The following is a 25,930-nucleotide window of genomic DNA, read 5'->3' on the forward strand; positions in this document are numbered from 1 at the left end:
TAAGTGGAAGACTTTAGCTTCAGCAGGGAGTTACGTTTGTTAACTCCCTCGCATTACTCCCGCATTTTTAATGAACCAGCACGCGCTGCGACTCCTTTCTTTACTTTATTAGCCAAACGCAATGACCAAACTAATCCTCGATTAGGTCTTACGGTTGCAAAAAAACGCGTTAAAAAAGCCTGTCAACGTAATCGAATTAAACGCCTTGCTCGCGAAAGTTTCCGTTTAAATCAACATAAACTCGATAACATTGATATAGTGCTCATGGTTAAAAGCGGTATTGATGAGCAGTCAAACGAAGAGCTAACCAAACAATTGAATAAATTGTGGCGAAAAATTAATGAACGCTGCAAGCCAGGTGCTCCAAAACCACCTCCTTTTAAAAAGCGCCCCAATAAATCGGCTAAATCTAATAAACAAGCCTGATAGCAATAGAATTACAGGCTTAATTAGGGTATCTTTAGCTCACCTTTTAATCATGCATTTAAAATTCTACATTGGGAATTTAAATTCATGGTATCCATTGACTAAATTAACGCAGGGGCTGACTCATCATGAGGTTACTTAAACCACTTGTTGCTATTCCAAAGCGCTGTTTAGTCATGCTTATACGTGGCTATCAAAAGTGGATAAGCCCGTTATTAGGCCCGCATTGTCGTTTTAACCCAACCTGCTCAAGTTATGCTATTCAAGCAATTAATTTGCATGGAAGTGTAAAAGGCAGTTGGTTAGCTGTTAAACGCATATTAAAATGCCACCCTTTACATGCTGGTGGGGATGATCCCGTACCGGCAAAAAATCATATTAACCACCAACACGAGAAATAAGAGCTGTTATGGAATCGCAACGCACGTTTTTATTAATCGGCTTGATGCTTGTGTCGTTTTTATTATTCCAAGAATGGAATAACGACTACAATGCACCAAAAGCTGATCCAAGTGCCACAACACAAACACAAGGCGCAACAACACCAGAATCAGATGAGTTTATTCCGGCATCATCTGACGGTGAAGTACCTGCAGTTACAACAGCAAAGCGCTCAGTTATTGATGTAACAACTGATGTGTTTACTGTAAAAATTGACACCCGCGGTGGTGACATTATTGAAGCAGACCTACTTCAATATGAAGAGACAAAAGGTAGTGATACTCCTTACATGCTCCTAGGTGTGTTTGACGGTAAACAATACTTCTCACAAAGTGGCTTGATAGGTTTAAATGGCCCCGACGCAACAGTCAAAGGCCGCCCTGTTTATAAAACCACACAAAAAGCATTTACATTAAATGGTGATGAGCTGCGTGTTCCACTTGAATTTACTGACAGTAAAGGTGTGACATTTACTAAAACCTATATATTCAAAAAAGGCAACTACGCTGTAGGTCTAGAGTACACAGTAAACAACGTAACAGCAGATCCTATTCAAGTTCAGCTATACACGCAAGTTAAGCGTACTGTACAAGAAAAAGGTAGCTTAGTAGATCAAAACTATCTAGGGGCAGCTTACGGTACTGAAGAAGAGCCATACGAAAAGTATAGCTTCTCAGACATGGCTGATAAAAACCTCAACATCACCACATCTGGCGGTTATATCGCATTTATCCAACATTACTTTGTAAGTGCATGGGTGCCAAAGCAAGATCAACAAAATACCCTTTACAGCAAACTAGTTGCTGGTAATGCAGCCATTATTGGTACTAAAGGTGAAGCGGTAAACGTTCAGGCAGGCACACAAACTACTCTTTCTTCTACTTACTACATGGGCCCGAAAGAGTCTGATGTACTAGAAGCAATTCACCCAGACTTAGACCTCACAGTAGACTATGGTTGGTTATGGTTTATCTCACAACCATTATTCGTATTACTGAAGTGGTTACACAGCATCCTAGGTAACTGGGGTCTGGCAATCATTGCAATTACGGTTATCGTTAAAACTGCAATGTACCCTCTTACAAAAGCGCAATATACGTCAATGGCGAAGATGCGCGCATTACAACCTAAAATGGCTGCACTAAAAGAGAAGTATGGCGATGATCGTCAAAAATTCGGTCAAGCTATGATGGAAATGTATAAGAAAGAAAAAGTGAACCCTATGGGTGGCTGTTTCCCTCTTTTACTGCAAATGCCTATTTTCTTAGCATTATTCTACGTATTCCTAGAATCAACTGAGCTACGCCATGCTGAATTCGTTTTATGGTTAAATGACTTATCAGCAATGGACCCATACTATGTATTACCAGTTCTATTTGGTTTAAGTATGTTCGTTACTCAGAAGCTGCAACCTATGACAGTTCAAGATCCTATGCAGCAAAAAATGATGACCTTTATGCCTGTAATATTCTCAATTTTCTTCTTGTGGTTCCCATCTGGCCTAGTACTTTACTGGTTAGTATCGAACCTTATCTCAATCGCACAGATGCTAATCATCTACCGCGGTATGGAGAAAAAAGGTATTAAGGTAAGAGGCTAAACTCTTAACTCAATAAAAAAGGCGCTAACTGCGCCTTTTTTAATGCCTGAAAATGGCTAACCCAGAATAGGAGAATAAACCTGATTGGGTACACTGCGCTCAGTAAAGCTCAAACTTGTTGTGAGTAGCGAAGCAACCACCAAACCGATTGCAATCACTCCAGATAAACCAAGCCACTTTATAGCCGTTGTTTTACGCTTAACCCTAAGCCAACTCATATAGATGCCAGCAGCGCTTACAAAGCTCATCAATGCACCAAATAACCCCCAAATAAGCTTAGTACCAATTCCTGCAAAGTTGCCAAAATGTAGTGGATCAGCGGTATCGGTGATTCTTGCGACAATAGGTAATTGTTCCCCTTTTTGTATGCCAAGAACTTCACCGGAGCTTGGCTCCAAATACACGCGATTAGCACGTAGACGAAGTAAAATATCATCGTTATAGCCGCGTACTTCAATAGGCTGATTCACTTTATTAGGATAACGGATATAGCGAATATCAAGGCTAGGAAACGCCTGTTGAGCGGCTTTATAAGCTGTAGCTAAACTAATTGGCGATACATCTTTACGAGGGCTTTGTTTTTTAAACTCACTCACAGCTGGTGGAGCAGAAGCAGTGTGTGGCACTTTTGCGGTTTGCAGCCCATGTTCGACTAAATACCAAATCCCTGTAATTGCCATCACAGCAATAAACCATAAACTCCAAAGCCCTAACAGCTTATGCCAATCAGACCAACTACTGCGCTTATCAAGGCTAAGCGCAGCAGGCTTTTTCATAAAGCCTTGCCACCAGCGCCGATACACATAAAAACTCGAGACCAATAAAATAACGAGTAACATACTCAAACTGGTGACGATTAATTTACCTGTCCAGCCCATCGACAAGTTCATATGCCAGTTACGTAAAAACCGCGATATCCGCGCCCACTCTCCTTCACCAAGTAAGGTACCGGTTGCAGCATCTAAATATACAAACCGAAATGAATCACCGACTTTAAGGGCCGCTTCAGTGGCAAGGTAATCTTGCTTATGACGTTGGATATAAAGTAACTGAGCTTGCGGATAATGCTTATTAAGGGTGTTTTCGAGAGCTAGGTAGTTAGTAGAGGTAGAAGAACTTAAAGCACGGTATTTTGCGTCTGTTAAGTACTCGAGTTCATGGCTTAACGTAGCGAGTGTGCCCGATACGCAAGTAACAAAAAGCAGGACTCCAACAAAGAGTCCTGCCCAAGAATGTAAGTTAAACCAACTTTTAGCGTTCACACGCCACCATTAAAAGCTGTATTTAGCACTTAAATAGACACGGCGCGGTTCACCAGGAAAGTGCCCTGTTCGCTCGATAAAGCCACTGCTTGCGTATTCTTTATCAAACACGTTCTTAACTGATAGCTGCCATTGCCAATTATCAACCCTTGTTTGCCACGCCATGTTGTAAACAGTGTAAGGTTTAACGTGTTGGCCACCTAAACTAAGCTGTTCATCAACATAATCTAGACCAGCAGAAATAGATGACGATAAGCTAGGTAGCTCATAGCGTGTCCATATACCTAGAGTATTTTGCGGCGCGTTAGCAAATTTATCGCTATCAGGAATTTGGTTAGTAATACTATCATTTGCTTCAGTGATACGGGTATCATTATAGGCATAGCTTGCAGTAACTACCCAGCGCTCAGTGATGTCACCAACCACTTCGAGTTCAAAGCCCTTACTTTGTACTTCACCAACGGCAACTAAGTCATCAACGCCGTCACCTGCAACATCACCTAATAAGCTAGGCTGCAGGATGTTTTCGCGAACAATATCGTACACAGCCATATTAACGGCAAGTGTGTCTGCTAATAGCTTGGTTCTTAAACCTAACTCGTTAATACGGCTAGTCTCCGGCGAGAACGGACCGCCCTTTGCTGTTTCTTGATTACTGGCACTTTGCGGCACAAAGCCAGTGCCATGTAGCGCATAAGGGAAGAACATATTGTTAATGTTATAGCTGGTACCAATACGGTAAGTTAAGTCGCTATCAGAAAACTCGGTTTGATTTAACAGATCTTTATCTTCAAAACGATCATACCTTAAGCCAGCGGTCACACTCCAATTTACGGTGATATCTAGCTGGTCTTGCAGGTACGCACCAAAACGGGTGCTATTCGTTTTGCCAAGCCTTGGTGTAATACTATCAAGGTCATAATCATCAGCAGAGGTTAAACCATATTCAGGGTTGTTAAGAGCAAGACCTGGTACAGGGCCACCTTTACTTTGTTGTGTAGCTGTACGGTAAACGCTTTCAAAATCATGTTCATACCAGTCACTACCAAACAGCACTTGATGCTGCATATCTGCAACCACAAATTCTGCAATCGCATTAGCTGTTAAGCTAAAGCCTTCGTTCTCACGAACTTGATCACGAAACTCACGGTGGCTCCAATCAACAATACCGTCGTCATCTGTATCTACGAGGCCTCTTGGTTCATGGTAGTTTTGCACTTCTTTGTTATCAAAATAACGTGCTGTAACATCTGTGCGCCAAACATCATTAAACTCATGTTTTAAAGTAGCCTGATAAACATGGGCTTCAACATTTTGAAAGTCTGTCGCCTCGTTATGGTTCCAGCTAATATCAGTTAGAAAATTGCCATTATCATCAGCAGGAACACCACGTAAACGTGCCCCACCCAACTCTTGCTCTATATAGGTATACTGAGTGGTCAATTCGGTTGCACTATTTATAAGCCACGTATAACCAAGATCAACAATGGTATTATCGCTGCTAGTATTTGCACGAAATGGTTTTTCAGTATCACGGTAAAGACCAACACGATAAGCATGGTTATCAAGTGACTCATTTAAAGTCCCCGTGCTTTCTAATGCTCCACTGAAGAAGTCATCATTCCCCACTTCCACTTCAATACTGTGCTCACTGGTGAATTTAGGCTTCTTAGTTACATAGTTAATAATACCACCTGGATTACCGCTACCGTATATAGCACCAGCAGGCCCTTTTAAAACCGCAACTTGTTCAATATTAAATAATTGCGGTACAGCAAAGCCATTGAAAGGATCGCCCTTCACACCATCGTATAAAATCTCATCTTGGCGAAAGCCACGGAATGTCACGCCCGAATAACTAAAAGCATTAACACCAGCAATATTGCTATAAAGGTCGGTAATTTGGCGAGCAGCCTGATCGCTAATCAGCTCCTGCGGCAAGATTTGAATTGACTGAGGAATTTTCTCTAAAGGTGTATTGGTACGAGTCGCAAAGCTTGATTCTGTTGGGCGATATAAAGAAAACGCACGACCAACAACTTCTATTTTTTCGAGTTCTTTAGAATCATTTTGATCAGAAGTAGTCACTTCAGTTTGAGCATGGGCAACGCCCGAAAAACCAGCAGCAAGTGCAATAAAAACAGCAGAAAGACGCATAATAAAAAACGATAAGATTTAGAATGCGCAACATGGTAATGAATATAATTATCATTTGCAATAGGCGTTTATTATTAATTAAAGCTAAATAAAGTAATACTTACATCAAATAGTAAACACTTCACTAGATAAAGAGCTATTCGCATGAAATTAAGCCATAGGTTACAATAGAGCCAGCATTCATTCTTTTATTGGCATTATTTCATCGCATGATTAATCAAGACACAATTGCAGCACAAGCGACCGCACCTGGACGTGGTGGGGTTGGTATTATTCGCGTCTCTGGCAGCTTAGCTAAAACAGTGGCAGAGCACATTATTGGCCGTTGCCCTAAAACACGTTACGCAGACTATGTGCCCTTTAAAAGCTTGAGCGGTGAACAGCTTGACCAAGGTATTGCTATTTACTTCCAAGGGCCAAATTCATTTACCGGCGAAGACGTACTAGAACTACAAGGTCACGGCGGCCCTGTCGTATTAGATATGCTATTAAAAGAAATTAGCCAAATTGACGGTGTACGTTTAGCAAAACCAGGTGAGTTCTCTGAGCGCGCATTTATGAATGACAAGCTAGATTTAACTCAAGCAGAGGCAATTGCCGATTTAATCAATGCAACCAGTGAACAGGCTGCAAAAAGTGCCCTCCAATCACTGCAAGGTGAATTCTCTAAACATATTGAAACGCTGGTGGAGAAAGTCATTCACCTACGTATGTATGTTGAAGCCGCAATTGATTTTCCAGATGAAGAAATCGACTTTCTATCAGACGGTAAAGTATCCGCAGATCTCAATGCCATTATTGATCAGTTAGAGAATGTAACTCAGCAAGCTAAACAAGGTAGCATCATGCGTGAAGGTATGCGTGTTGTTATTGCTGGTCGCCCTAACGCTGGTAAATCAAGCCTACTTAATGCGTTAGCTGGCCGTGATGCTGCTATCGTTACCGAAATAGCTGGTACAACACGTGACGTATTACGCGAACATATCCACATTGACGGCATGCCACTGCATATTATTGATACCGCAGGCCTGCGTGAAAGCCCAGATAAAGTAGAGCAAATTGGTATTGAACGCGCATGGGATGAAATTAACCAAGCCGATCGCGTACTATTTATGTTAGACGGTACAGATACATCAGCCACTGATCCTCATGATATCTGGCCGGAGTTTATGGCCAAGTTACCAGAGGGTATGGGGGTTACTGTGATCCGAAATAAAGCCGATATTTCTGGTGAAAATGTCGGTATGGATGAACATGATCAATATCCAGTGATCCGCTTAAGTGCTAAAAATGCAGAAGGTATAGAGTTAGTTCGTACTCACTTAAAGGCATGTATTGGTTTCCAAGGTGCCACAGAAGGTGGCTTTATGGCACGCCGTCGTCACTTAGATGCACTTGATCACGCAGCCTATCATTTAAACACAGGTAAAGAGCAATTAGAGATGCATATTGCTGGTGAGATCTTGGCTGAAGAATTACGCCTAACTCAACAGTTCTTAAATGAGATAACGGGTGAATTTACCTCTGATGACCTACTAGGGAAAATCTTTAGTTCGTTCTGTATCGGTAAATAAATTCCGGTTATCAATATTGATAAAAAAGAGTCGCAAGGCTCTTTTTTATTTTTAATCCAGCAATCAATTATCGGTTCAGGGCCGAAATCAGCCAGTAATTAATTTCATATCAATTAGTCTAGCGATGTTTTTAAACGGAGGACATCATGGACAAATATCAACTCTTTCACCAATTACACCACCAGCATGGGGGCTTTGTACTCGCTAATGCGTGGGATCTTAGTTCTGCACAATTCATCCAAGCTGCGGGCGCTAAGGCTGTAGCAACAACCAGCTGGGGGATTGCTGCCAGTTTGGGTTTAGCCGATGGTGAGAACATCTCTTTTCAAACTCAGTTAGCGCTGGCTAAAAGCTTAACCGAACACCTTCATATTCCACTCTCTGTCGATATAGAGTCAGGCTACAGTAATGATCCGCTGCAAATTAGCGAAAACGTTTTGGCACTAGCAAGATTAGGGGTTGTTGGCATCAATATCGAAGATTCAGACAAAGACACTAACGAACTGAGATCTATCGAGCAGCAATGCACTATTATTAGTGAGATAAAAAAAGCACTTAACGAAAATGGCTTCGGTGGTTTATTTATAAACGCCAGAACCGATACCTACTTTGTTAGTGACTCCCCTTTTCAAGCAACATTAGAGCGCGCAAAAGCGTATCAAGATGCAGGTGCAGACGGTCTGTTTGTGCCCAGCTTAACTAACATAGCGCACATAACCAGCCTAGCTAACACAATAGATATGCCATTAAATGTAATGGCAATGAACAATTTTAACTCAGCAAAAGCCGCTTTCACTGGTGGTGCAAAACGGTTTTCATTGGGTAATTCGCTCTATGATCTAGTCGGTAATACGATAAAAACCAGTTTAACTCAGATCGAAAACTAACTTAGCGAGCTAAAAAATCAGATCAAAACAGCTTTTAAGATCGAATTTAGCTAAAAATGTTATCCACATTTGGGGCTTTTTTAGATCTAAAGGCTGATTTGATCATAAAAAAACGCTGAAATTTGAATTTATTTTCATACAACGGCCCTTTTTGATAACTAATTTTCTTAAAAACACCCTTTATTAGCGCTTACTTAAGTTTTTTTCGATCTATTTTATTGATCGCAAATTACAAACCGATCGTTATCAACAAGCGATCTATCCACAAAACGATCATACTCGCTATTTTAATCTGTTCTGAAACATGAAGCACTTACACACAATTAAAGATCAACAACTTAGCAAAGTTATACAGTTTATAAATTTTAGCTTGATCAGAACTTTCCCCAAATTTATTAACAGCTTGATCAAAGGGTTTAATTTATTTATAAATATAAAAAACTATTAAAAACAGTTAATTATAAAAAACATTAAATTTAAGCCGTTATTTTAAGCAGAAAAACTTATTCAGATCGTAATTCAACGCTTTACTCACACCTTAACTTAGTTATCATGTGGCCACTTATTTCTATACATGATCAATCACATGCAATCAGTAAATATCATCGTTGGCAGCCAAATGGGATCTGCAGAATACGTGGCAGAGCAACTAGCTGAAGCCCTTGAACAACAAGGAGTGCAAGTGCAGCTTCATGAACAGCCTGTATTTGATGATATTGATCAGCAAGATACTATTTGGTTGTTATGTACTTCTACATACGGCGCGGGAGACTACCCTGAGAACCTACTGCCATTTGTTGAATCTATTAACCAACAGGCTGATCTAAAAGGATTAAACTACAGTGTGATCGGATTAGGTGACACTAGTTACGACACCTATAACTATGCAGGCCGTAATCTAGATGAGTTATTAGCTAATAAAGGCGCAAACCGCGTGGCAGAACGCTTAGAGCTAAATATTCTTGATGAAGCATTGCCAGAAGACACGGCATTAGCCTGGTTACCAAGCTGGATCGAATCAGTAGGGCTCAATTAAGCCGATCGGTGTTGATCGTTGTTATAAAAGTTACCCACAATTTACTGATAATTTAGATCGGATTGTGGATAAACACTGATCTAACTGCGATTTTAACCTAGTTTATCCCTTGGATAAGATCCAATCGATATTGCCCTGTGTATAAACAGCCCTTTTGATCAAAGCTTTTACGCGGGAAGATCCGATCATATTAACACCTTTAGATCTGCGTTAAGATCATGTTTTAAATAGTAAAGCGAACATTATCAACAGATCTAGCCGTTACTAGTAGTAAGAGTAATAAAAGATCTCTTTAAAAGATCCTTTATATTATTAGAGATCACCCACTTAGATCTTGAGCACTGTTTAATCATTTATCTTCTCTAAATTTCTAGGTAGAATACGCTCCCTTTACAAAGTTTTGCTGGTCGATTAAGTAGGATCCCATAAATGATTTTTCACGAACGTTTTGATGTTATTGTTGTAGGTGGTGGACATGCAGGTACTGAAGCTGCATTAGCATCTGCTCGCATGGGCATGAATACCCTATTGCTAACTCATAATATGGATACCCTTGGTCAAATGTCTTGTAACCCGGCAATTGGCGGTATTGGTAAAGGCCATTTAGTTAAAGAGATCGATGCACTTGGTGGTGCAATGGCTCAGGCTATTGATAAAGGCGGTATTCAATTTCGTACTTTAAACTCATCTAAAGGCCCTGCAGTACGTGCTACACGTGCTCAAGCTGACCGTGCTTTGTATAAAGCAGCTATTCAACATACTTTACAACATCAAGAAAACTTAAAGATCTTCCAACAATCATGTGACGATCTAATCGTTGAAGGTGATCGAGTAATCGGTGTTGTAACGCAAATGGGTCTGCGTTTTAGCGCGCCTTCTGTGGTTCTTACCGTAGGTACTTTCTTAGGTGGTCAGATCCATATTGGTTTAGAGAACTTCAAAGGTGGTCGTGCCGGTGATCCACCTTCAATTGCACTTGCTGAGCGTTTACGTGAATTACCATTCCGTGTTGATCGCTTAAAAACAGGCACGCCTCCTCGTATTGATGCGCGTACTGTTGATTTTAGCAAGATGCAAGAACAACCAGGTGATACCCCTACTCCTGTATTCTCATTTATGGGTAAACAAGCAGATCACCCACAACAGATCCCGTGTTACATCACTTATACAAATGAAAAAACACATGATGTGATCCGCAATAACTTACATCGTTCACCTATGTATTCAGGTGTAATTGAAGGTATTGGTCCACGTTACTGCCCTTCAATCGAAGATAAGATCGTACGTTTTGCTGATAAAGACAAACATCAAATATTTGTTGAGCCTGAAGGTTTAACATCATACGAATTATATCCAAATGGTATTTCAACGAGTTTACCGTTTGATGTACAGCTTGAAATTGTGCAATCAATCACTGGTTTTGAAAATGCACATATTTGTCGTCCTGGTTATGCTATTGAATATGACTTCTTTGATCCGCGCGACTTAAAGCAATCATTAGAAACGAAATTTATTAATGGTTTATTCTTCGCAGGCCAAATTAATGGTACAACCGGTTACGAAGAAGCAGGCGCACAAGGTTTAATTGCGGGTATGAACGCGGCGTTACAAGTACAAGGTAAAGAGTCTTGGACACCTCGCCGTGATGAAGCATACACAGGTGTACTAATTGATGACCTAGCAACATTAGGTACTAAAGAACCGTACCGTATGTTTACTAGCCGTGCTGAATACCGTTTATTACTTCGTGAAGATAATGCCGACATTCGTTTAACAGCTAAAGGCCGTGAACTTGGTTTAGTTGACGATGCTCGTTGGGCTGCCTTTAACGAAAAAATGGAAATTATCGAAAAAGAAACGCAACGTTTAAAAGAAACATGGATCCACAAAGATCACGTTGCTGTTGAGCAAGTAAATGCGTTATTAAAAACACCACTGACGCGTGAAGCGAGTTTAGAGGATCTGATCCGTCGTCCTGAAATTCGTTATAACGATTTAATGGCGATCGATGGTTTAGGTTCTGAGTTTAATAACCAAGCTGCTCTTGAGCAAGTTGAAATTCATACTAAGTACGCAGGCTATATTGCTCGTCAACAAGATGAGATCAATAAGCAGCTACGTCATGAACAAACTGTATTACCAAAAGACTTTGATTATTCAACTGTTTCTGGTTTATCAAATGAGGTTATTGCAAAGCTTACTGATAGTCGTCCAGACACAATTGGCCAAGCGTCACGTATTTCAGGTATCACCCCTGCTGCTATTTCGCTATTATTAGTTTATCTGAAGAAGCAAGGCTTACTACGCAAGACTGCGTAGTTGGTGAGGAATACAGTGTTACAACAACAATTAACGTCACTGTTAGCGCAAACTGATATTGCGCTAACAGAAAAACAGCAACAACAACTTGTGCAATATGTTGAATTACTCGACAAGTGGAACAAAGCATATAACTTAACCTCTGTTCGTTTACCTGAAGAAATGATGGTTAAGCATATTATGGATAGCTTAGTTGTTGCGCCACACCTAAAAGGCAAACATTACATTGATGTAGGTACGGGGCCTGGTTTACCGGGTATCGTATTAGCCATCGCTTTACCTGATACACAATTTGTGTTGTTAGATAGTTTAGGGAAACGCGTGCGCTTTTTAATGCAAGTAAAACATGCTCTTGGCCTTGAAAATGTAACCCCAGTGCAGTCTAGAGTTGAAGAATATCAACCAAGTGTTAAATTAGATGGTGTATTAAGTCGTGCATTCGCTTCATTGCAAGATATGGTTGACTGGTGTGCGCACTTGATTGATCATTCAGGTAAATTTATCGCCTTAAAAGGCGTATTTCCAAGCGAAGAATTAGACTCATTACCTAAAGGTATTAAGTTTGATGAAAAAATCAGCTTAGAAGTACCTGAGTTAGATGCACAAAGACATCTAATCATTCTATCTAAAGACTAGGGATCAGACACTGTGGCAAAAGTCATCGCATTAGCAAACCAAAAAGGGGGAGTTGGTAAAACAACCACCGCTGTGAATCTTGCGGCATCTATGGCTGCGACGAAGCGTAAAGTGTTATTAATCGATCTTGATCCGCAAGGAAACGCTACCATGGGGAGCGGTGTCGATAAATACGGCGATGTAGCAACGATTTACGATTTATTAATTGAAGAAACTCCGATTGATGAAGTGATTAATAAAGAAACGTCAGGTGAATATCATTTAATTGCAGCTAATGGCGATGTGACAGCCGCAGAAGTTAAATTAATGGAATTGTTTGCACGTGAAGTACGTTTACGTAATGCACTTGAACAAATTCAAGACCAATACGATTTCATTTTTATCGACTGCCCACCTTCACTTAATATGCTAACGGTTAATGCGATGGCTGCCGCAGATTCGATTTTAGTTCCGATGCAATGTGAGTATTATGCCCTTGAAGGTTTAACCGCATTGATGGATACCATTACGCAACTTTCTAAGTTAGTAAATCCATCGTTAACAATTGAAGGGATTTTGCGCACCATGTATGATCCGCGCAATCGCCTTGCAAATGATGTATCTGAACAACTAAAACAACATTTTGGCGATAAAGTTTATCGTACCGTTATCCCACGTAATGTCCGTTTAGCAGAAGCGCCAAGTTTTGGTGCCCCTGCCATGTATTATGACCGTGCATCAAGTGGCGCTAAAGCATACTTAGCCCTTGCCGGTGAAATGTTACGTAGAAAAGAGAAAACTTCTTCAGCAGTAGCCTAACTTTGAGGTAAAAAAATAACATGTCTGCTAAAAAACGCGGTTTAGGCCGAGGACTCGATGCTTTATTAAGTTCATCAAAACCTGCCCCTAGTGCAGATAATCAGCAACAAGCTACAGCAAAGCCAGAACAAGTCTCTGAGGTTGTTGCAGAGCAAAGTAAAGGTGAACTGCAAAAGTTAGCGATTGAGTTTTTACAGTCGGGTAAATATCAACCTCGTAAAGACATGTCTGAAGAAGCGCTAGAAGAGTTAGCCAGCTCAATTCGAGCACAAGGTATTATTCAGCCGATTGTTGTGCGCCCTATTGGTGCAAATAAATACGAAATTATCGCTGGTGAGCGTCGTTGGCGCGCTGCCCAATTAGCAAAGTTAGATACTGTGCCTTGTATCATCAAGGACGTACCAGATGAAGCCGCTGTTGCTATTGCCCTTATTGAAAACATTCAACGTGAAGACTTAAATGCAATGGAAGAAGCGATTGCTCTTAATCGTTTGTTGAATGAATTTGAACTGACTCATCAACAAGTCGCGGAAGCCGTTGGTAAATCTCGTACGACTGTGACTAACTTACTGCGTCTGAATAACCTTAACGACGATGTTAAAATATTGTTAGAGCATGGCGACATTGAAATGGGTCATGCGCGCTGTTTATTAGCACTTGAAGGTGAAGCGCAATCTGATGCCGCAAGATCGGCTGTCGCTAAAGCATTAACAGTGCGTGAGACAGAAAAATTAGTACGCTCTATTTTAGAACCTGCACCTGAAAAAGAAGTGCAAGAAAAAGATCCAGATGTCAAACAGTTAGAGCAAAAGCTCGCTGAAAATTTAGGCGCTAAAGTTGAAATAAACTACAACAAAAAGGGCAAAGGCAAGCTGGTTATTTCATATACAAATCTTGATGAGTTAGATGGCATTTTAAGCCGTATAAATTAAGACTATTCCCGTCATTAATTAATAACATGTCCAAAAAGAGACATTTGTGGTGTTTTTGCACTACAAAGGGTCGACTCAAGTTGCAAAACTGGTAGGAATCAGTATAATTTCGCCAGTTTTCATACCCTGACAATTTGAACGTTCACAAGGTTAATAAAACGTGACTAATAAGTTAGCAAAGCCATATCGGCTTGCCGCATTTAAATTAATTTGTCTTCAGGGTATCGTAGCGCTTATCGCTGCAGTAATTGTTTTTGTAGGTTGGGGAGTCAATGCCGGCCAGTCAGCGCTTGCTGGCGGAGCTGTTGCACTACTCCCTAATTTTGTATTTGTCGTCTATGCATTTAGATATATGGGTGCTAGTCGGACAAATCAAGTGTATGCCTCGCTCAAGCGCGGCAACGGATTAAAATTTATGCTAACAATCGTATTGTTCGCACTAGTACTGAAGTCTTATACGGTTATTTTATTACCGTTTTTTTGTGTGTATGTATTGGTGTTATTCAGTGGATTGTTTGCGCCCGTTTTTTTTAATCATTAACTTTTGGGATATAACATGGCTGCAGAAGAAGTAACTCTATCAAGCCATATTCAGCACCACTTAACGAACGCTAAGATGTGCTCGACCGACGCTGGTCTTGCCTTCAACAAAGCGTGTGCAGACAGTGGTTTCTGGACATGGAATATAGATACCCTTGCATGGTCAATCGGTTTAGGTCTTGTATTTTTATGGATCTTCCGTAGTGCCGCTAAAAAAGCAAATACCGGTGTACCTGGTAAATTTCAGTGCTTCATTGAAATGATCGTTGAGTTCGTTGGCGACAACGTACGTGACACATACCACGGTAAAAGCGCATTAATCGCTCCATTAGCTCTGACGATTTTCGTTTGGGTGTTCTTAATGAACTTAATGGACTTGATTCCGGTTGATTTCCTACCTGCATTCGCTGGCTTCGTTGGCGAGCAAGCATTTGGTATGGACCCTCACGACGTTTACATGAAGATTGTACCGACAACAGACATCAACATGACAGCTGCACTGGCTATTGGTGTATTCATTCTGATGATCGGTTACGCAATAAAAATCAAAGGGATTGGCGGATTCATAGCTGAATTAACGCTTCACCCATTTAGCTCTAAAAACAAGCTAGCGATGGTGTTCTTAATCCCATGTAACTTATTACTAGAAACAATCGCTTTAGTTGCTAAGCCGTTCTCGTTAGCACTGCGTTTATTCGGTAACTTATATGCTGGTGAGTTGATTTTCATCTTGATCGGCGCAGTTGGTTTAATGCAACTACCGTTGCACTTTATTTGGGCTGTATTCCACATCTTAGTAATCGTACTACAAGCATTCGTATTCATGATGCTGACTATCGTTTACCTAAGCATGGCAAGCTCAGATAATCACTAATTTTTACACTTTTAAAATTTAATTTTAATTTACAATTGAAACTTTGGAGAAAAAAATGGAACTAGTATTAGGTCTTAAGTATATCGCTGTTGCTCTACTTATCGGCTTCGGTGCAATCGGTACTGCAATCGGCTTCGGTAACATGGGTGGTAAATTCCTAGAAGCATGTGCACGTCAACCTGAGCTTGCACCTTCATTACAAGTTAAGATGTTCATCCTTGCTGGTCTAATCGATGCCGTAGCTATGATCGGTGTTGGTATCGCAATGGTATTGTTGTTCGTACTTTAATATTATTTTTTGAACAGCTTACTATTTTAAGGAGGAGCGGTCGTGAACTTAACAGCCACTCTTATCGGTGAATTAATTGCATTTACGGTTTTCGTACTTTTCTGTATGAAATACGTATGGCCACCACTAAATGGTGCAATTGAAGCTCGCCAGAAGAAAATCGAAGATGGTTTAGCTGCCTCTGATAGAGCCGAAAAAGACTTAGAACTTGCGCAAAAGAAAGCTGCTGAGCAGCTTAAAGAGGCAAAAGCTCAAGCGGCTGATATCATTGAACAAGCTAAAAAGCGTGCCACGCTAATCGTTGACGAAGAAACTGTTCGTGGTCAACAAGAGCGTGAAAAAATTATTGCTCAAGGGCACTCTGAAATCGAAGCAGAGCGTAACCGTGTAACAGAAGAACTACGTAAACAAGTAGCGACGCTGGCAGTGGTTGGTGCTGAGAAGATTTTAGAGCGCGAAATCAATCAAGCCGCACACAGTGACATCGTTGAAAAACTTGTCGCTGAGCTGTAATTAGGAGGGTATGAGCATGTCTGAATTGGCTACTATCGCTCGCCCATACGCTAAAGCGGCTTTTGAACTTGCCGTTGAAAAAGGCACTGTTGAAAGTTGGAACGACATGCTGTTCTTTGCTGGCCACGTTGCCAGCAATGAGCAAGCCGCTGCCGCGCTAGCTGGATTGCCTACTGCTACTGAACAAGCCGATCTGTTTATCAAGATCTGTGCAGAGCAGCTCAACGAACAAGGTCAGAACCTAATCAAGGTGATGGCTGAAAATGGACGTTTAGTTGCACTGCCTGCTGTTGCTGAGTTATTCGCTGAATTTAAAGCGGACTACGACAAAGAAATCGACGTCGATGTGGTTTCTGCAACACCGCTTGCTGCTGAGCAGCAAGCATCATTGGTAGCGGCACTTGAAAAACGTTTCGCACGCAAAGTTAAGCTGAATTGTAGTGAAGATACTACAGTTGTTGGCGGTCTTATCATTAAGGCGGGTGACACTGTAATTGACGGCTCTGTACGTGGCAAATTAGCCCGCTTAGCTACATCACTACAATCGTAATTGGGAAAAAGAGCATGCAACTTAATTCCACTGAAATTTCAGATCTGATCAAACAACGTATTGAGCAGTTCGAAGTTGTAAGTGAAGCTCGTAACGAAGGTACTATCGTATCTGTTACTGACGGTATCATCCGCATCCACGGTCTTGCTGACTGTATGCAAGGTGAGATGATTGAGCTTCCTGGCAACCGTTATGCTATCGCACTAAACCTTGAGCGTGACTCAGTAGGTGCAGTAGTAATGGGTCCTTACGCTGACCTTAAAGAAGGCGTAAAAGTTAAATCAACTGGTCGTATCCTAGAGGTTCCTGTTGGTCGTGGTCTACTTGGTCGTGTTGTTAACACACTAGGTGCTCCTATCGATGGTAAAGGCGCTTTAGATAACGACGGTTTTGAACCTGTTGAGAAAATCGCACCAGGCGTTATCGAACGTCAATCAGTAGATGAGCCAGTACAAACTGGTTATAAATCTATCGATGCGATGATCCCAGTAGGTCGTGGTCAACGTGAGCTTGTGATCGGTGACCGCCAAACTGGTAAAACTGCATTAGCAATCGATGCTATCATCAACCAAAAAGGTACAGGCGTTAAATGTGTGTACGTTGCAGTTGGTCAAAAAGCATCTACTATCGCTAACGTAGTACGTAAATTAGAAGAGCACGGTGCACTTGAAAACACGATTGTTGTTGTTGCATCTGCTTCTGAATCTGCGGCACTTCAGTACCTAGCACCATTCTCTGGTTGTACTATGGGTGAATACTTCCGTGACCGTGGTGAAGACGCGCTAATCGTATATGATGATTTATCTAAGCAAGCTGTTGCTTACCGTCAAATCTCATTACTACTTAAGCGTCCACCAGGCCGTGAAGCATACCCAGGTGACGTATTCTACCTTCACTCACGTCTTCTAGAGCGTGCATCACGTGTAAACGCTGATTACGTTGAGAAGTTCACGAATGGTGAAGTGAAAGGTAAAACAGGTTCATTGACGGCATTGCCAATCATTGAAACTCAAGGCGGCGACGTTTCTGCGTTCGTACCGACAAACGTTATCTCTATCACCGATGGTCAGATCTTCTTAGAAACTGACTTATTCAACTCAGGTATCCGTCCAGCTGTTAACGCTGGTATCTCGGTATCGCGTGTTGGTGGTGCAGCGCAAACTAAAATCGTTAAGAAACTAGGTGGTGGTATCCGTCTAGCGTTAGCTCAGTACCGTGAATTAGCTGCGTTCTCGCAGTTCGCGTCTGACCTTGACGATGCAACACGTGCTCAATTAGAGCATGGTGAGCGCGTAACAGAGCTAATGAAGCAGAAACAGTACGCACCAATGTCTGTTGCTGAAATGTCTCTGTCGCTATTTGCTGCTGAAAAAGGCTACCTAAAAGATATCGAAATCGCGAAAATCATGGATTTCGAAGCTGGCCTAATTTCTTACGCAAACAGCACATACGCAGAGCTAATGGCTCAAATCAATGAAACTGGTAACTACAACGCTGAGATTGAAGCTCAACTTAAAGAACTTCTAGAGAAGTTCAAGTCGACGCAAACTTGGTAATTTAGTTATGAATGGTGAGCTTTAGGCAACTAAAGCCCACCTGATTCGGAGAGAGAGTCATGGCCAGCGGAAAAGAGATTAAAAGCAAGATCGGGAGTATCAAGAATACTCAAAAGATCACCAGCGCAATGGAAATGGTTGCTGCGTCTAAAATGAAAAAAGCGCAGGAACGTGTGGCGTCAAGCCGTCCATACGCTGAAAACTTACGCCAAGTGATTGGTCGTGTTGCTCAAGCAAATCTTGATTTTACTCACCCTTTTCTAGAAGAGCGTGAAGTAAAACGAGTTGGTTATATTGTTATCTCTACTGACCGTGGTCTATGTGGTGGCTTGAACTCAAACGAGTTCAAAAAAGTTGCCCTAGACGTGAAAGCGTGGAAAGAAAAAGGCGTTGAAGCTGAATTTACTACTTTAGGTAGCAAAGCAGCTGGCTTTTTCCAACGTTTTGGCGGTAAGTTAGTCGCTAAAAAAGCGAACTTAGGAGATACACCTTCATTACAAGACGTGATTGGTCCTGTAAAGACAATGCTAGATGCATACTCTGAAGGTAAAATTGACCGCTTATACGTCGTATTTAACAAGTTCGTTAATACGATGAAGCAAGAGCCAACAATCGATCAGTTACTCCCTTTGCCAAAAGCTGAAGAAGAAGTATCTCAACATTCTTGGGATTACTTATATGAGCCAAACCCAGAAGCTATTTTAGAAGCTCTGTTAGTACGCTTTATTGAGTCTCAAGTATACCAAGGTGTAGTTGAGAACGCTGCCTCTGAACAGGCTGCCCGTATGGTTGCAATGAAAGCTGCAACTGATAACGCTGGCGACCTTATGGATGAGTTACAGCTTGTTTATAACAAGGCTCGTCAAGCTGCAATCACACAAGAAATCAGTGAGATTGTTGGCGGTTCGGCAGCAGTTTAACGCTTCGGCAAAGTTTAATGAGAGGAATAGACATGAGTTTAGGTAAGGTCGTCCAAATTATCGGCGCCGTTGTGGATATCGAATTTCCACAAGACAACGTGCCAGCCGTATATGACGCACTAAAAGTAACAGATGGCGACTTAGCGGGTTTAACTTTAGAAGTTCAACAACAGCTAGGTGGCGGTGTGGTACGTGGTATCGCACTTGGTACTACTGACGGTTTACGTCGTGGTACTGCAGTAGAAGGTACAGGTCAGCCAATCCACGTTCCAGTAGGTACGAAGACACTAGGTCGTATCATGGACGTATTAGGTAACCCTATTGATGAAGCTGGTCCAATTGGTGAAGAAGAGCGTATGTCTATTCACCGTGCAGCACCTTCTTATGAAGAACAATCAAGTTCAGTAGAACTTTTAGAAACGGGTATCAAGGTAATCGACCTTGTATGTCCATTCGCTAAAGGTGGTAAAGTTGGTCTATTCGGTGGTGCCGGTGTTGGTAAAACCGTAAACATGATGGAACTTATCCGTAACATCGCAATCGAGCACAGCGGTTACTCAGTATTCGCAGGTGTTGGTGAGCGTACTCGTGAGGGTAATGACTTCTACCATGAGATGAACGACTCAAACGTACTAGACAAAGTATCGCTAGTATACGGTCAAATGAATGAGCCACCGGGTAACCGTTTACGCGTAGCGTTAACGGGTCTTACTATGGCTGAGAAGTTCCGTGACGAAGGTCGTGACGTACTTTTCTTCGTTGATAACATCTACCGTTATACTCTAGCGGGTACAGAGGTATCAGCACTTCTAGGTCGTATGCCTTCAGCAGTAGGTTACCAACCAACTCTTGCTGAAGAAATGGGTGTACTTCAAGAGCGTATCGCATCGACTAAGACGGGTTCAATCACTTCAATCCAAGCGGTATACGTACCTGCGGATGACTTAACTGACCCATCTCCAGCAACAACGTTTGCTCACTTAGATGCAACAGTAGTACTTTCTCGTGATATTGCTTCACTTGGTATCTACCCAGCGGTAGACCCACTTGATTCATCTTCACGTCAACTTGACCCATTAGTAATCGGTCAAGAGCACTACGATACAGCGCGTGGCGTTCAAACAGTTCTTCAACGTTATAAAGAACTTAAAGACATCATCGCAATCCTAGGTATGGACGAGCTTTCTGACGAAGATAAGCAAGTTGTATCTCGTGCACGTAAAATCCAGCGTTTCCTATCTCAGCCGTTCTTCGTTGCTGAGGTATTCACAGGCGCGCCTGGTAAATACGTGTCACTTAAAGACACAATTGCTGGCTTCAAAGGTATCTTAAACGGTGAGTTTGATGATATGCCAGAGCAAGCGTTCTACATGGTTGGCTCTATTGAAGAAGCTCAAGAAAAAGCCAAAAGCATGTAATTAGGAGGGTAGTATGGCGGCTATGACTGTACATCTTGACGTAGTAAGCGCAGAAGAGAGCTTGTTCTCTGGTCTGGTTGAATCGATTCAAGTGAGTGGTAGTGAAGGTGACCTTGGTGTTAACTATGGTCACGCTCCATTATTAACTGCCCTAAAACCTGGTATGGTACGTTTAGTTAAGCAATTTGGTCACGAAGACGTGATGTATATTGCTGGCGGCACGCTAGAAGTTCAACCGGATCGCATCACGATTCTTGCAGATACTGCAGTACGTGGTGAAGACCTAGACGAACAAGCGGCTGAAAAAGCGAAACGTGATGCTGAAGAGCAAATGGCGAATACGTCAACTGCTGAGTTAGATTATCAACAAGCTGCAGTGCAACTTGCTGAAGCAATCGCTCAACTTCGCGTAATTCAACAATTACGTAAAAAGTAAGCCTACTTGGTTTTCAAAAAGCCCACTTCATGTGGGCTTTTTTGTGTCTAAGCATAAATTTTTCGTAAAGATGGTGTTATCACACTTATATCCTTCACTAAACCCCGATAGAATGTCCTGTATTAAAAGTAAGTGGGTTTTTCATTTAAGGTTCAGTCCTGAGCATTAGGATTGAGTATTTGCACATGAGGTGACTTACGTAACCTTGGGTAATTAATTACTTACTCCAATCAGTAAATAAAACAAAGAAAGAAGGATATTGTTTTAATGTCTCTGACAACCGTTATTCTTGCTGCGGGTAAAGGCACTCGTATGCGCTCAGCACTACCAAAGGTGTTACATAAAGTAGCTGGTAAACCTATGGTGCAACACGTGATTGATAATGCCACTGCCCTTGGTGCTCGTGAAACAAACCTTGTCTATGGTCATGGTCGTGATCAGCTACAAGCTGCCCTATCACACAATCAAGTAAACTGGGTATTACAAGAAGAGCAACTTGGTACTGGCCATGCGGTCGCTGTTGCTAAGCAGCACATTGCTGATGACGACACTGTGTTGATTCTCTATGGTGATGTGCCATTGACCAAACGTGCCACATTAGAAAAGCTACTTGCTTCGACCCCTAAAAATGGTCTTGCAGTATTAACGGTCACTCTAGACGACCCTTCTGGGTATGGCCGTATGCTTCGCGAAAATGGCAAGCTAGTCGGCATTATTGAACAAAAAGATGCTTCGCCTGATCAACTCGCAATTAAAGAAATCAATACCGGTATTATGGCTGCCAATGGTGAGTTACTTAAACGTTGGTTAGGTAATCTATCTAACAATAATGCCCAAGGTGAGTACTACCTTACGGATATCGTTGCGATGGCACACAGCGAAGGTGTTGAAATTACTTCTGCACAGCCTGAGCACCCGATGGAAGTTGAAGGCGCTAACAATCGAGTGCAATTAGCGGCACTTGAGCGTGCCTATCAAGCATGGCAAGCAGAAGAACTAATGCTGAACGGCGCAACTCTTGCTGATCCTGCTCGTATTGATGTGCGTGGTGAAGTAACAACAGGCGAAGATGTACTCATCGACGTTAATGTTATTTTCGAAGGCAAAGTAACATTAGGTAATAATGTTCAGGTTGGCCCTAACTGCGTACTTAAAGATTGCACTATTGGCGATAACGTCATTATTAAAGCTAATTCAATTGTTGAAGAAGCCACGGTTGCAGCTAAATGTACTTTAGGTCCTTATGCCCGCCTTCGCCCTGGTGCGATTATGGAAGAAGACTCACACATTGGTAACTTCGTTGAAATGAAAAAGACCCGCTTAGGTAAAGGGTCAAAAGCTAATCATCTTACTTATTTAGGCGATGCTGAGATCGGTGAAAAGGTCAATATTGGTGCGGGTACCATTACCTGTAACTATGATGGTGTAAATAAATCAAAAACCATCATCGGTGATAACGCCTTTATTGGGTCTAATTCATCACTTGTAGCACCTGTCAATATTGGCTCAACAGCAACGGTTGGTGCTGGTTCAGTTATAACAAGTACAGTTGAAGACGAACAGCTTGCAGTAGCTCGTGGCAAACAACGTAACCTATCTGGTTGGAAGCGCCCAACTAAAAAGTAGGTGTAGAGTTCCTGTTTCAGACAGCGGGCTTTTTTAGCCCGCCTTATGTATTTCATTTAAGTGTTTTAGAATAACCTCAATGGATCAAATGAAATACTAAAGGGTTTACTCAGCTTACGCTTGTCGTGCTATTGAATATAGACAACGCCTAAACAAATCATAACCCTTTTCGCTCGTAGCAGGCATGTAGGTGTTTTGTTCTCTTGGTTCTTTTCTGATACCTCTAGTTATGTAAATTTTTTATCTGAGCGTTTGCGGATAAGCGAAGAAAATATCCGAGCAGGTAAAATACGAGTTACTAACCAAATACAAAAAATTGAAAATGACTATAATGATAACCCTATAGATTTTTTGAAAAAAGTATTTGGGATTCCAACTATAAATAAGAGTCCTATTCGATGAAACTAATGGAATGGACAGACCTTGAAGCTAAATATGCACAAGCTCGTTCAAATGAAGCAACATCTAAAAAAATTTTACTCTTTATAATTACAGTCTTAATTATTTTGACAGTTACAGCTTCTTTATCTGAGTTTCAAGAACTCTTTTTTTATAATGATGATCATTTTTTTGTAAAAGAGAGTAGTAGTACAGTTCTACTTATCTTGTTATTGCCATTTTGGCTCTACTTTTGGATTGCAACTTTGCAGTTCTTATTAAATTATAGTTTTAAATTATCCATGACTCTAGCTATCAAAAGTGGTGTCTCAGGTTGCTTGCTTTTGATTATCGGGTTTTATCCCTTTAATTATTATGTTGAGACGACGCTTATCGACAAAGGGTATATCTATTGCAATTGGTTAACTGGTTCATCAGTTAGAGCCCCTGATGTTTGGTTGAAAAATGAATATTTGTGTTTACAAGACGGCTCTGTCGTTTTGAGTGATGTGTATAAGTGGTTCGAAATACATAATGAGAAAGGCATTGAGCCAAAATTAGAAGAATTAGAAATTCTCATTCAAAAAGCCAGATCTGAAATAAATCGGTGAACTACCTAACAACAGCGCTAAAGATGAGCGTTAGTTTACTAATTTATAAAGAAAAGCGAGTTTTACTCGCTTTTTTTGTGGCTGATTTGTTCTCATAAAAATGCCATATAGCTGTAATGCCTGCGTGTTGTAATTGGGTCAATACAATACGAAGGAAAAATAATAATGTTAAAAAGATCAATTATTGCGCTATCATTTTTAACCATTCTTACTGGCTGCTCATTAGACGGTGACGACGGCAAAGACGGTCTACAAGGTGAACAAGGTTCAGCAGGTCAAGACGGAGCAAATGGCGAAGATGCAAATTCTACTTTAAATATAAATCTTATCGGCCGTGCAGTGCTGAACGCAGAAAGCCCTGAAGGGGCAGCAGAAATTGTCGCTTATCAAACTTCTAAACAACGAATTTTTGCTATTAATAGTTCCGGTGATTCTGCCGTTGTGAATATCATAAAAGCCGATAGTTTTGACCGTGCAGCTTTAGTTAAAGATAACGAAGGGGTTATAAACGGCACTAATTTAACCTCAGAGATGACCCTTGCACTGAATGAGCACAGTGGTGGCGATGCAAACAGTATCGCTATTGATGCTAATAATGAACTTTTAGCCGTCGCAATGGCTGCAAGTAATACCGGTGATGCAGGTTTAATCGCATTTTATGATATCAGCGGTGATCAGCCTCAGTTTATTAAAAATGTCACGGTAGGCGCCCTGCCCGACATGGTGACGTTTAGCCATGATGGCAATAAGGTACTGGTTGCAAATGAAGGCGAACCTAATGGTGATTACAGCATTGACCCTGAAGGCTCTATCAGCATTATTAATATCAATGATGGTGTAATTGCAGATACTGCTATTAGCATTACTTTTTCAGCTTATAACGATAAACAAGCAGAGCTTGAAGAGCAAGGGGTTGTATTTGCTAACCCGACAGGTCGAACAATCAACGGTAACTTGATTAATACAACCGTGGCTATGGATTTAGAACCTGAATACATCAGCATTTCGAAAGACAATAAGTTTGCCTACGTGTCACTACAAGAAAATAACGCCCTTGCAATCGTCAACCTTGAAGATAATAGCCTAGAGCTTAAAGGTTTAGGTTTTAAAGATTGGTCTAATTTACTCTTTGATGCATCAGATAAAGATGGTGGCGTTAATTTTAAATCGTACCCTGGTCTCTATGGCATCTATCAACCTGATACTATTTCAAGCTTTACCTGGAAAGGTGCTAACTTTATTGTCACAGCGAACGAAGGTGATGCACGAGAATACTTCTTTGATACAACCGACGAAGCTGATTGTTTAGCAAAAGGTGGTCTTGATTACGATGAAGATGATGGTTGTTTATCCTATATAGATGAAACCAGAGCTAAAGACTTAACACTGGCAAGCAATTTTGATTACCTGAACAATGACAACAGTGATATTGGCCGTTTAAAAGTGACCACTGTTAAAGGTGATGAAGATAATAATGGCGAATATGAATCACTCTATGCATATGGTGCCCGCTCCTTTACCATCTGGGATAGTAACGGCATGGTGGTTTTTGACTCTGGCGATCAAATCTCACGCATTACTGCATCAGTTCACGGGGAAGCATTCAATAATAACGAAGATGAAAATGACGGTGACAGTCGCTCTGATGACAAAGGTGCTGAACCTGAAGCATTAGCACTGGGTACTATTGGCGAACGTACATTTGCATTTATTGGTTTAGAGCGTATGGGTGGCATTATGGTGTTTGATATTACTAATCCATACAATGTGACATTCCAAGATTACTTTTTTAATCGTGGTCTAGAAGTTGATGCAGATATAACAGGTGATCTTGCTCCTGAAGGTATGGCATTTATACCAGCAGAACAAAGTGCAACGAATGAAGCATTGCTAGTTATTGGTAATGAAATTTCAGGTTCAATCGCTGTTTGGGAAATTTCTACTAACTAATCCACCTTATAAAAATAAAAAGCGACATAGCTTATTTAAGGCATGTCGCTTTTTCTATGTCATTTTATCCTCACAAAAATGACTGCTTTTTGAGCTAAAACCCCTCTGTAGCCCTTTATTTGTATGGTTATTGTACTAATTTGAAAATAATCAAAAAAACCTTCAAAAAGTGCTTGCGTTAAAAATCCATCTCCCTATAAT

Annotated in this window: 24 protein-coding genes; 22 read left to right on the forward strand and 2 right to left on the reverse strand. The window is 41.2% G+C overall.

Annotated elements, in window-relative coordinates; all coding sequences use genetic code 11:
• Positions 1-3: 3 nt before the first annotated feature.
• From rnpA to yidC, 3 genes are all read left to right on the forward strand, one after another.
• On the forward strand, positions 4-426 hold the full coding sequence (rnpA, locus tag NYF15_RS00180; RefSeq protein WP_058583673.1) for a ribonuclease P protein component: 423 nt from the start codon (positions 4-6) through the stop codon (positions 424-426).
• Between the two features lie 128 nt (positions 427-554).
• Positions 555-827 (forward strand): membrane protein insertion efficiency factor YidD, encoded by a 273-nt coding sequence (yidD, locus tag NYF15_RS00185; RefSeq protein ID WP_054563758.1) that lies wholly within the window; start codon positions 555-557, stop codon positions 825-827.
• Between the two features lie 8 nt (positions 828-835).
• Entirely contained in the window at positions 836-2,467 is a 1,632-nt protein-coding gene (yidC, locus tag NYF15_RS00190; RefSeq protein WP_371352378.1) for a membrane protein insertase YidC, read from the forward strand.
• Between the two features lie 56 nt (positions 2,468-2,523).
• Here yidC and NYF15_RS00195 read toward each other — a convergent pair whose 3' ends face one another.
• The gene (locus NYF15_RS00195) at positions 2,524-3,729 is read right to left on the reverse strand and encodes a PepSY-associated TM helix domain-containing protein (protein ID WP_371352379.1); all 1,206 of its coding nucleotides are present in this window, start codon (positions 3,727-3,729) and stop codon (positions 2,524-2,526) included.
• A gap of 9 nt (positions 3,730-3,738) precedes the next feature.
• The gene (locus NYF15_RS00200) at positions 3,739-5,886 is read right to left on the reverse strand and encodes a TonB-dependent siderophore receptor (RefSeq protein WP_371352380.1); all 2,148 of its coding nucleotides are present in this window, start codon (positions 5,884-5,886) and stop codon (positions 3,739-3,741) included.
• Positions 5,887-6,095: 209 nt separating this feature from the next.
• On the opposite strand from NYF15_RS00200, the gene mnmE reads away from it, so the two are divergent.
• From mnmE to NYF15_RS00295, 19 genes are all read left to right on the forward strand, one after another.
• Positions 6,096-7,460 carry a tRNA uridine-5-carboxymethylaminomethyl(34) synthesis GTPase MnmE gene (mnmE, locus tag NYF15_RS00205; RefSeq protein ID WP_062568466.1) on the forward strand — a complete coding sequence of 455 codons (1,365 nt, stop codon included), beginning with the start codon at positions 6,096-6,098 and terminating at the stop codon, positions 7,458-7,460.
• Positions 7,461-7,606: 146 nt separating this feature from the next.
• Positions 7,607-8,347 carry an isocitrate lyase/phosphoenolpyruvate mutase family protein gene (locus NYF15_RS00210; RefSeq protein WP_371352381.1) on the forward strand — a complete coding sequence of 247 codons (741 nt, stop codon included), beginning with the start codon at positions 7,607-7,609 and terminating at the stop codon, positions 8,345-8,347.
• A gap of 586 nt (positions 8,348-8,933) precedes the next feature.
• Positions 8,934-9,383 (forward strand): FMN-binding protein MioC, encoded by a 450-nt coding sequence (mioC, locus tag NYF15_RS00215; protein ID WP_287204437.1) that lies wholly within the window; start codon positions 8,934-8,936, stop codon positions 9,381-9,383.
• Positions 9,384-9,812: 429 nt separating this feature from the next.
• On the forward strand, positions 9,813-11,702 hold the full coding sequence (gene mnmG / locus NYF15_RS00220; protein WP_371352382.1) for a tRNA uridine-5-carboxymethylaminomethyl(34) synthesis enzyme MnmG: 1,890 nt from the start codon (positions 9,813-9,815) through the stop codon (positions 11,700-11,702).
• A 15-nt stretch (positions 11,703-11,717) separates the two neighbouring features.
• On the forward strand, positions 11,718-12,338 hold the full coding sequence (gene rsmG / locus NYF15_RS00225) for a 16S rRNA (guanine(527)-N(7))-methyltransferase RsmG (RefSeq protein WP_054554802.1): 621 nt from the start codon (positions 11,718-11,720) through the stop codon (positions 12,336-12,338).
• 12 nt (positions 12,339-12,350) lie between these two features.
• The gene (locus tag NYF15_RS00230; RefSeq protein WP_371352383.1) at positions 12,351-13,136 is read left to right on the forward strand and encodes a ParA family protein; all 786 of its coding nucleotides are present in this window, start codon (positions 12,351-12,353) and stop codon (positions 13,134-13,136) included.
• A 20-nt stretch (positions 13,137-13,156) separates the two neighbouring features.
• Complete coding sequence (locus tag NYF15_RS00235) at positions 13,157-14,068, forward strand: ParB/RepB/Spo0J family partition protein (protein ID WP_371352384.1); 912 nt, start codon at positions 13,157-13,159, stop codon at positions 14,066-14,068.
• 160 nt (positions 14,069-14,228) lie between these two features.
• The gene (locus NYF15_RS00240) at positions 14,229-14,609 is read left to right on the forward strand and encodes an ATP synthase subunit I (RefSeq protein ID WP_371352385.1); all 381 of its coding nucleotides are present in this window, start codon (positions 14,229-14,231) and stop codon (positions 14,607-14,609) included.
• Positions 14,610-14,624: 15 nt separating this feature from the next.
• Entirely contained in the window at positions 14,625-15,482 is an 858-nt protein-coding gene (gene atpB, locus NYF15_RS00245; protein ID WP_237120462.1) for a F0F1 ATP synthase subunit A, read from the forward strand.
• A 55-nt stretch (positions 15,483-15,537) separates the two neighbouring features.
• Positions 15,538-15,771, forward strand: a complete 234-nt coding sequence (atpE, locus tag NYF15_RS00250) for a F0F1 ATP synthase subunit C (protein ID WP_004335261.1) — start codon at positions 15,538-15,540, stop codon at positions 15,769-15,771.
• A gap of 42 nt (positions 15,772-15,813) precedes the next feature.
• Entirely contained in the window at positions 15,814-16,284 is a 471-nt protein-coding gene (gene atpF / locus NYF15_RS00255) for a F0F1 ATP synthase subunit B (protein ID WP_054554807.1), read from the forward strand.
• Between the two features lie 16 nt (positions 16,285-16,300).
• Entirely contained in the window at positions 16,301-16,834 is a 534-nt protein-coding gene (atpH, locus tag NYF15_RS00260; RefSeq protein ID WP_062568483.1) for a F0F1 ATP synthase subunit delta, read from the forward strand.
• 14 nt (positions 16,835-16,848) lie between these two features.
• Complete coding sequence (atpA, locus tag NYF15_RS00265) at positions 16,849-18,390, forward strand: F0F1 ATP synthase subunit alpha (RefSeq protein ID WP_054554809.1); 1,542 nt, start codon at positions 16,849-16,851, stop codon at positions 18,388-18,390.
• Positions 18,391-18,449: 59 nt separating this feature from the next.
• On the forward strand, positions 18,450-19,310 hold the full coding sequence (gene atpG, locus NYF15_RS00270) for a F0F1 ATP synthase subunit gamma (RefSeq protein ID WP_054554810.1): 861 nt from the start codon (positions 18,450-18,452) through the stop codon (positions 19,308-19,310).
• Between the two features lie 32 nt (positions 19,311-19,342).
• Positions 19,343-20,728 carry a F0F1 ATP synthase subunit beta gene (atpD, locus tag NYF15_RS00275; protein WP_054554811.1) on the forward strand — a complete coding sequence of 462 codons (1,386 nt, stop codon included), beginning with the start codon at positions 19,343-19,345 and terminating at the stop codon, positions 20,726-20,728.
• Between the two features lie 13 nt (positions 20,729-20,741).
• Complete coding sequence (locus NYF15_RS00280; protein WP_054554812.1) at positions 20,742-21,164, forward strand: F0F1 ATP synthase subunit epsilon; 423 nt, start codon at positions 20,742-20,744, stop codon at positions 21,162-21,164.
• A gap of 267 nt (positions 21,165-21,431) precedes the next feature.
• The gene (gene glmU, locus NYF15_RS00285; RefSeq protein ID WP_371352386.1) at positions 21,432-22,790 is read left to right on the forward strand and encodes a bifunctional UDP-N-acetylglucosamine diphosphorylase/glucosamine-1-phosphate N-acetyltransferase GlmU; all 1,359 of its coding nucleotides are present in this window, start codon (positions 21,432-21,434) and stop codon (positions 22,788-22,790) included.
• A 407-nt stretch (positions 22,791-23,197) separates the two neighbouring features.
• Positions 23,198-23,779, forward strand: coding sequence for a DUF1240 domain-containing protein (locus NYF15_RS00290; protein ID WP_371352387.1), 582 nt, complete (start codon positions 23,198-23,200; stop codon positions 23,777-23,779).
• A gap of 165 nt (positions 23,780-23,944) precedes the next feature.
• Positions 23,945-25,729 carry a choice-of-anchor I family protein gene (locus NYF15_RS00295; protein ID WP_371352388.1) on the forward strand — a complete coding sequence of 595 codons (1,785 nt, stop codon included), beginning with the start codon at positions 23,945-23,947 and terminating at the stop codon, positions 25,727-25,729.
• Positions 25,730-25,930 lie beyond the last annotated feature (201 nt).

It is taken from the genome of Pseudoalteromonas sp. 68 DY56-GL68, from assembly GCF_041414825.1.
GTDB lineage: Bacteria > Pseudomonadota > Gammaproteobacteria > Enterobacterales > Alteromonadaceae > Pseudoalteromonas.

Bases quoted from the DNA above. Each gene is read 5' to 3' on its own strand.
- NYF15_RS00210 (WP_371352381.1), top strand. From the start codon at position 7,607: ATGGACAAATATCAACTCTTTCACCAATTACACCACCAGCATGGGGGC.
- NYF15_RS00295 (WP_371352388.1), top strand. From the start codon at position 23,945: ATGTTAAAAAGATCAATTATTGCGCTATCATTTTTAACCATTCTTACT.
- atpG (WP_054554810.1), top strand. From the start codon at position 18,450: ATGGCCAGCGGAAAAGAGATTAAAAGCAAGATCGGGAGTATCAAGAAT.
- NYF15_RS00280 (WP_054554812.1), top strand. From the start codon at position 20,742: ATGGCGGCTATGACTGTACATCTTGACGTAGTAAGCGCAGAAGAGAGC.
- yidC (WP_371352378.1), top strand. From the start codon at position 836: ATGGAATCGCAACGCACGTTTTTATTAATCGGCTTGATGCTTGTGTCG.
- mioC (WP_287204437.1), top strand. From the start codon at position 8,934: ATGCAATCAGTAAATATCATCGTTGGCAGCCAAATGGGATCTGCAGAA.
- atpA (WP_054554809.1), top strand. From the start codon at position 16,849: ATGCAACTTAATTCCACTGAAATTTCAGATCTGATCAAACAACGTATT.
- NYF15_RS00235 (WP_371352384.1), top strand. From the start codon at position 13,157: ATGTCTGCTAAAAAACGCGGTTTAGGCCGAGGACTCGATGCTTTATTA.
- yidD (WP_054563758.1), top strand. From the start codon at position 555: ATGAGGTTACTTAAACCACTTGTTGCTATTCCAAAGCGCTGTTTAGTC.
- mnmG (WP_371352382.1), top strand. From the start codon at position 9,813: ATGATTTTTCACGAACGTTTTGATGTTATTGTTGTAGGTGGTGGACAT.
- atpE (WP_004335261.1), top strand. From the start codon at position 15,538: ATGGAACTAGTATTAGGTCTTAAGTATATCGCTGTTGCTCTACTTATC.
- mnmE (WP_062568466.1), top strand. From the start codon at position 6,096: ATGATTAATCAAGACACAATTGCAGCACAAGCGACCGCACCTGGACGT.
- atpD (WP_054554811.1), top strand. From the start codon at position 19,343: ATGAGTTTAGGTAAGGTCGTCCAAATTATCGGCGCCGTTGTGGATATC.
- atpB (WP_237120462.1), top strand. From the start codon at position 14,625: ATGGCTGCAGAAGAAGTAACTCTATCAAGCCATATTCAGCACCACTTA.
- glmU (WP_371352386.1), top strand. From the start codon at position 21,432: ATGTCTCTGACAACCGTTATTCTTGCTGCGGGTAAAGGCACTCGTATG.
- NYF15_RS00200 (WP_371352380.1), bottom strand. From the start codon at position 5,886: ATGCGTCTTTCTGCTGTTTTTATTGCACTTGCTGCTGGTTTTTCGGGC.
- NYF15_RS00290 (WP_371352387.1), top strand. From the start codon at position 23,198: ATGGAATGGACAGACCTTGAAGCTAAATATGCACAAGCTCGTTCAAAT.
- atpH (WP_062568483.1), top strand. From the start codon at position 16,301: ATGTCTGAATTGGCTACTATCGCTCGCCCATACGCTAAAGCGGCTTTT.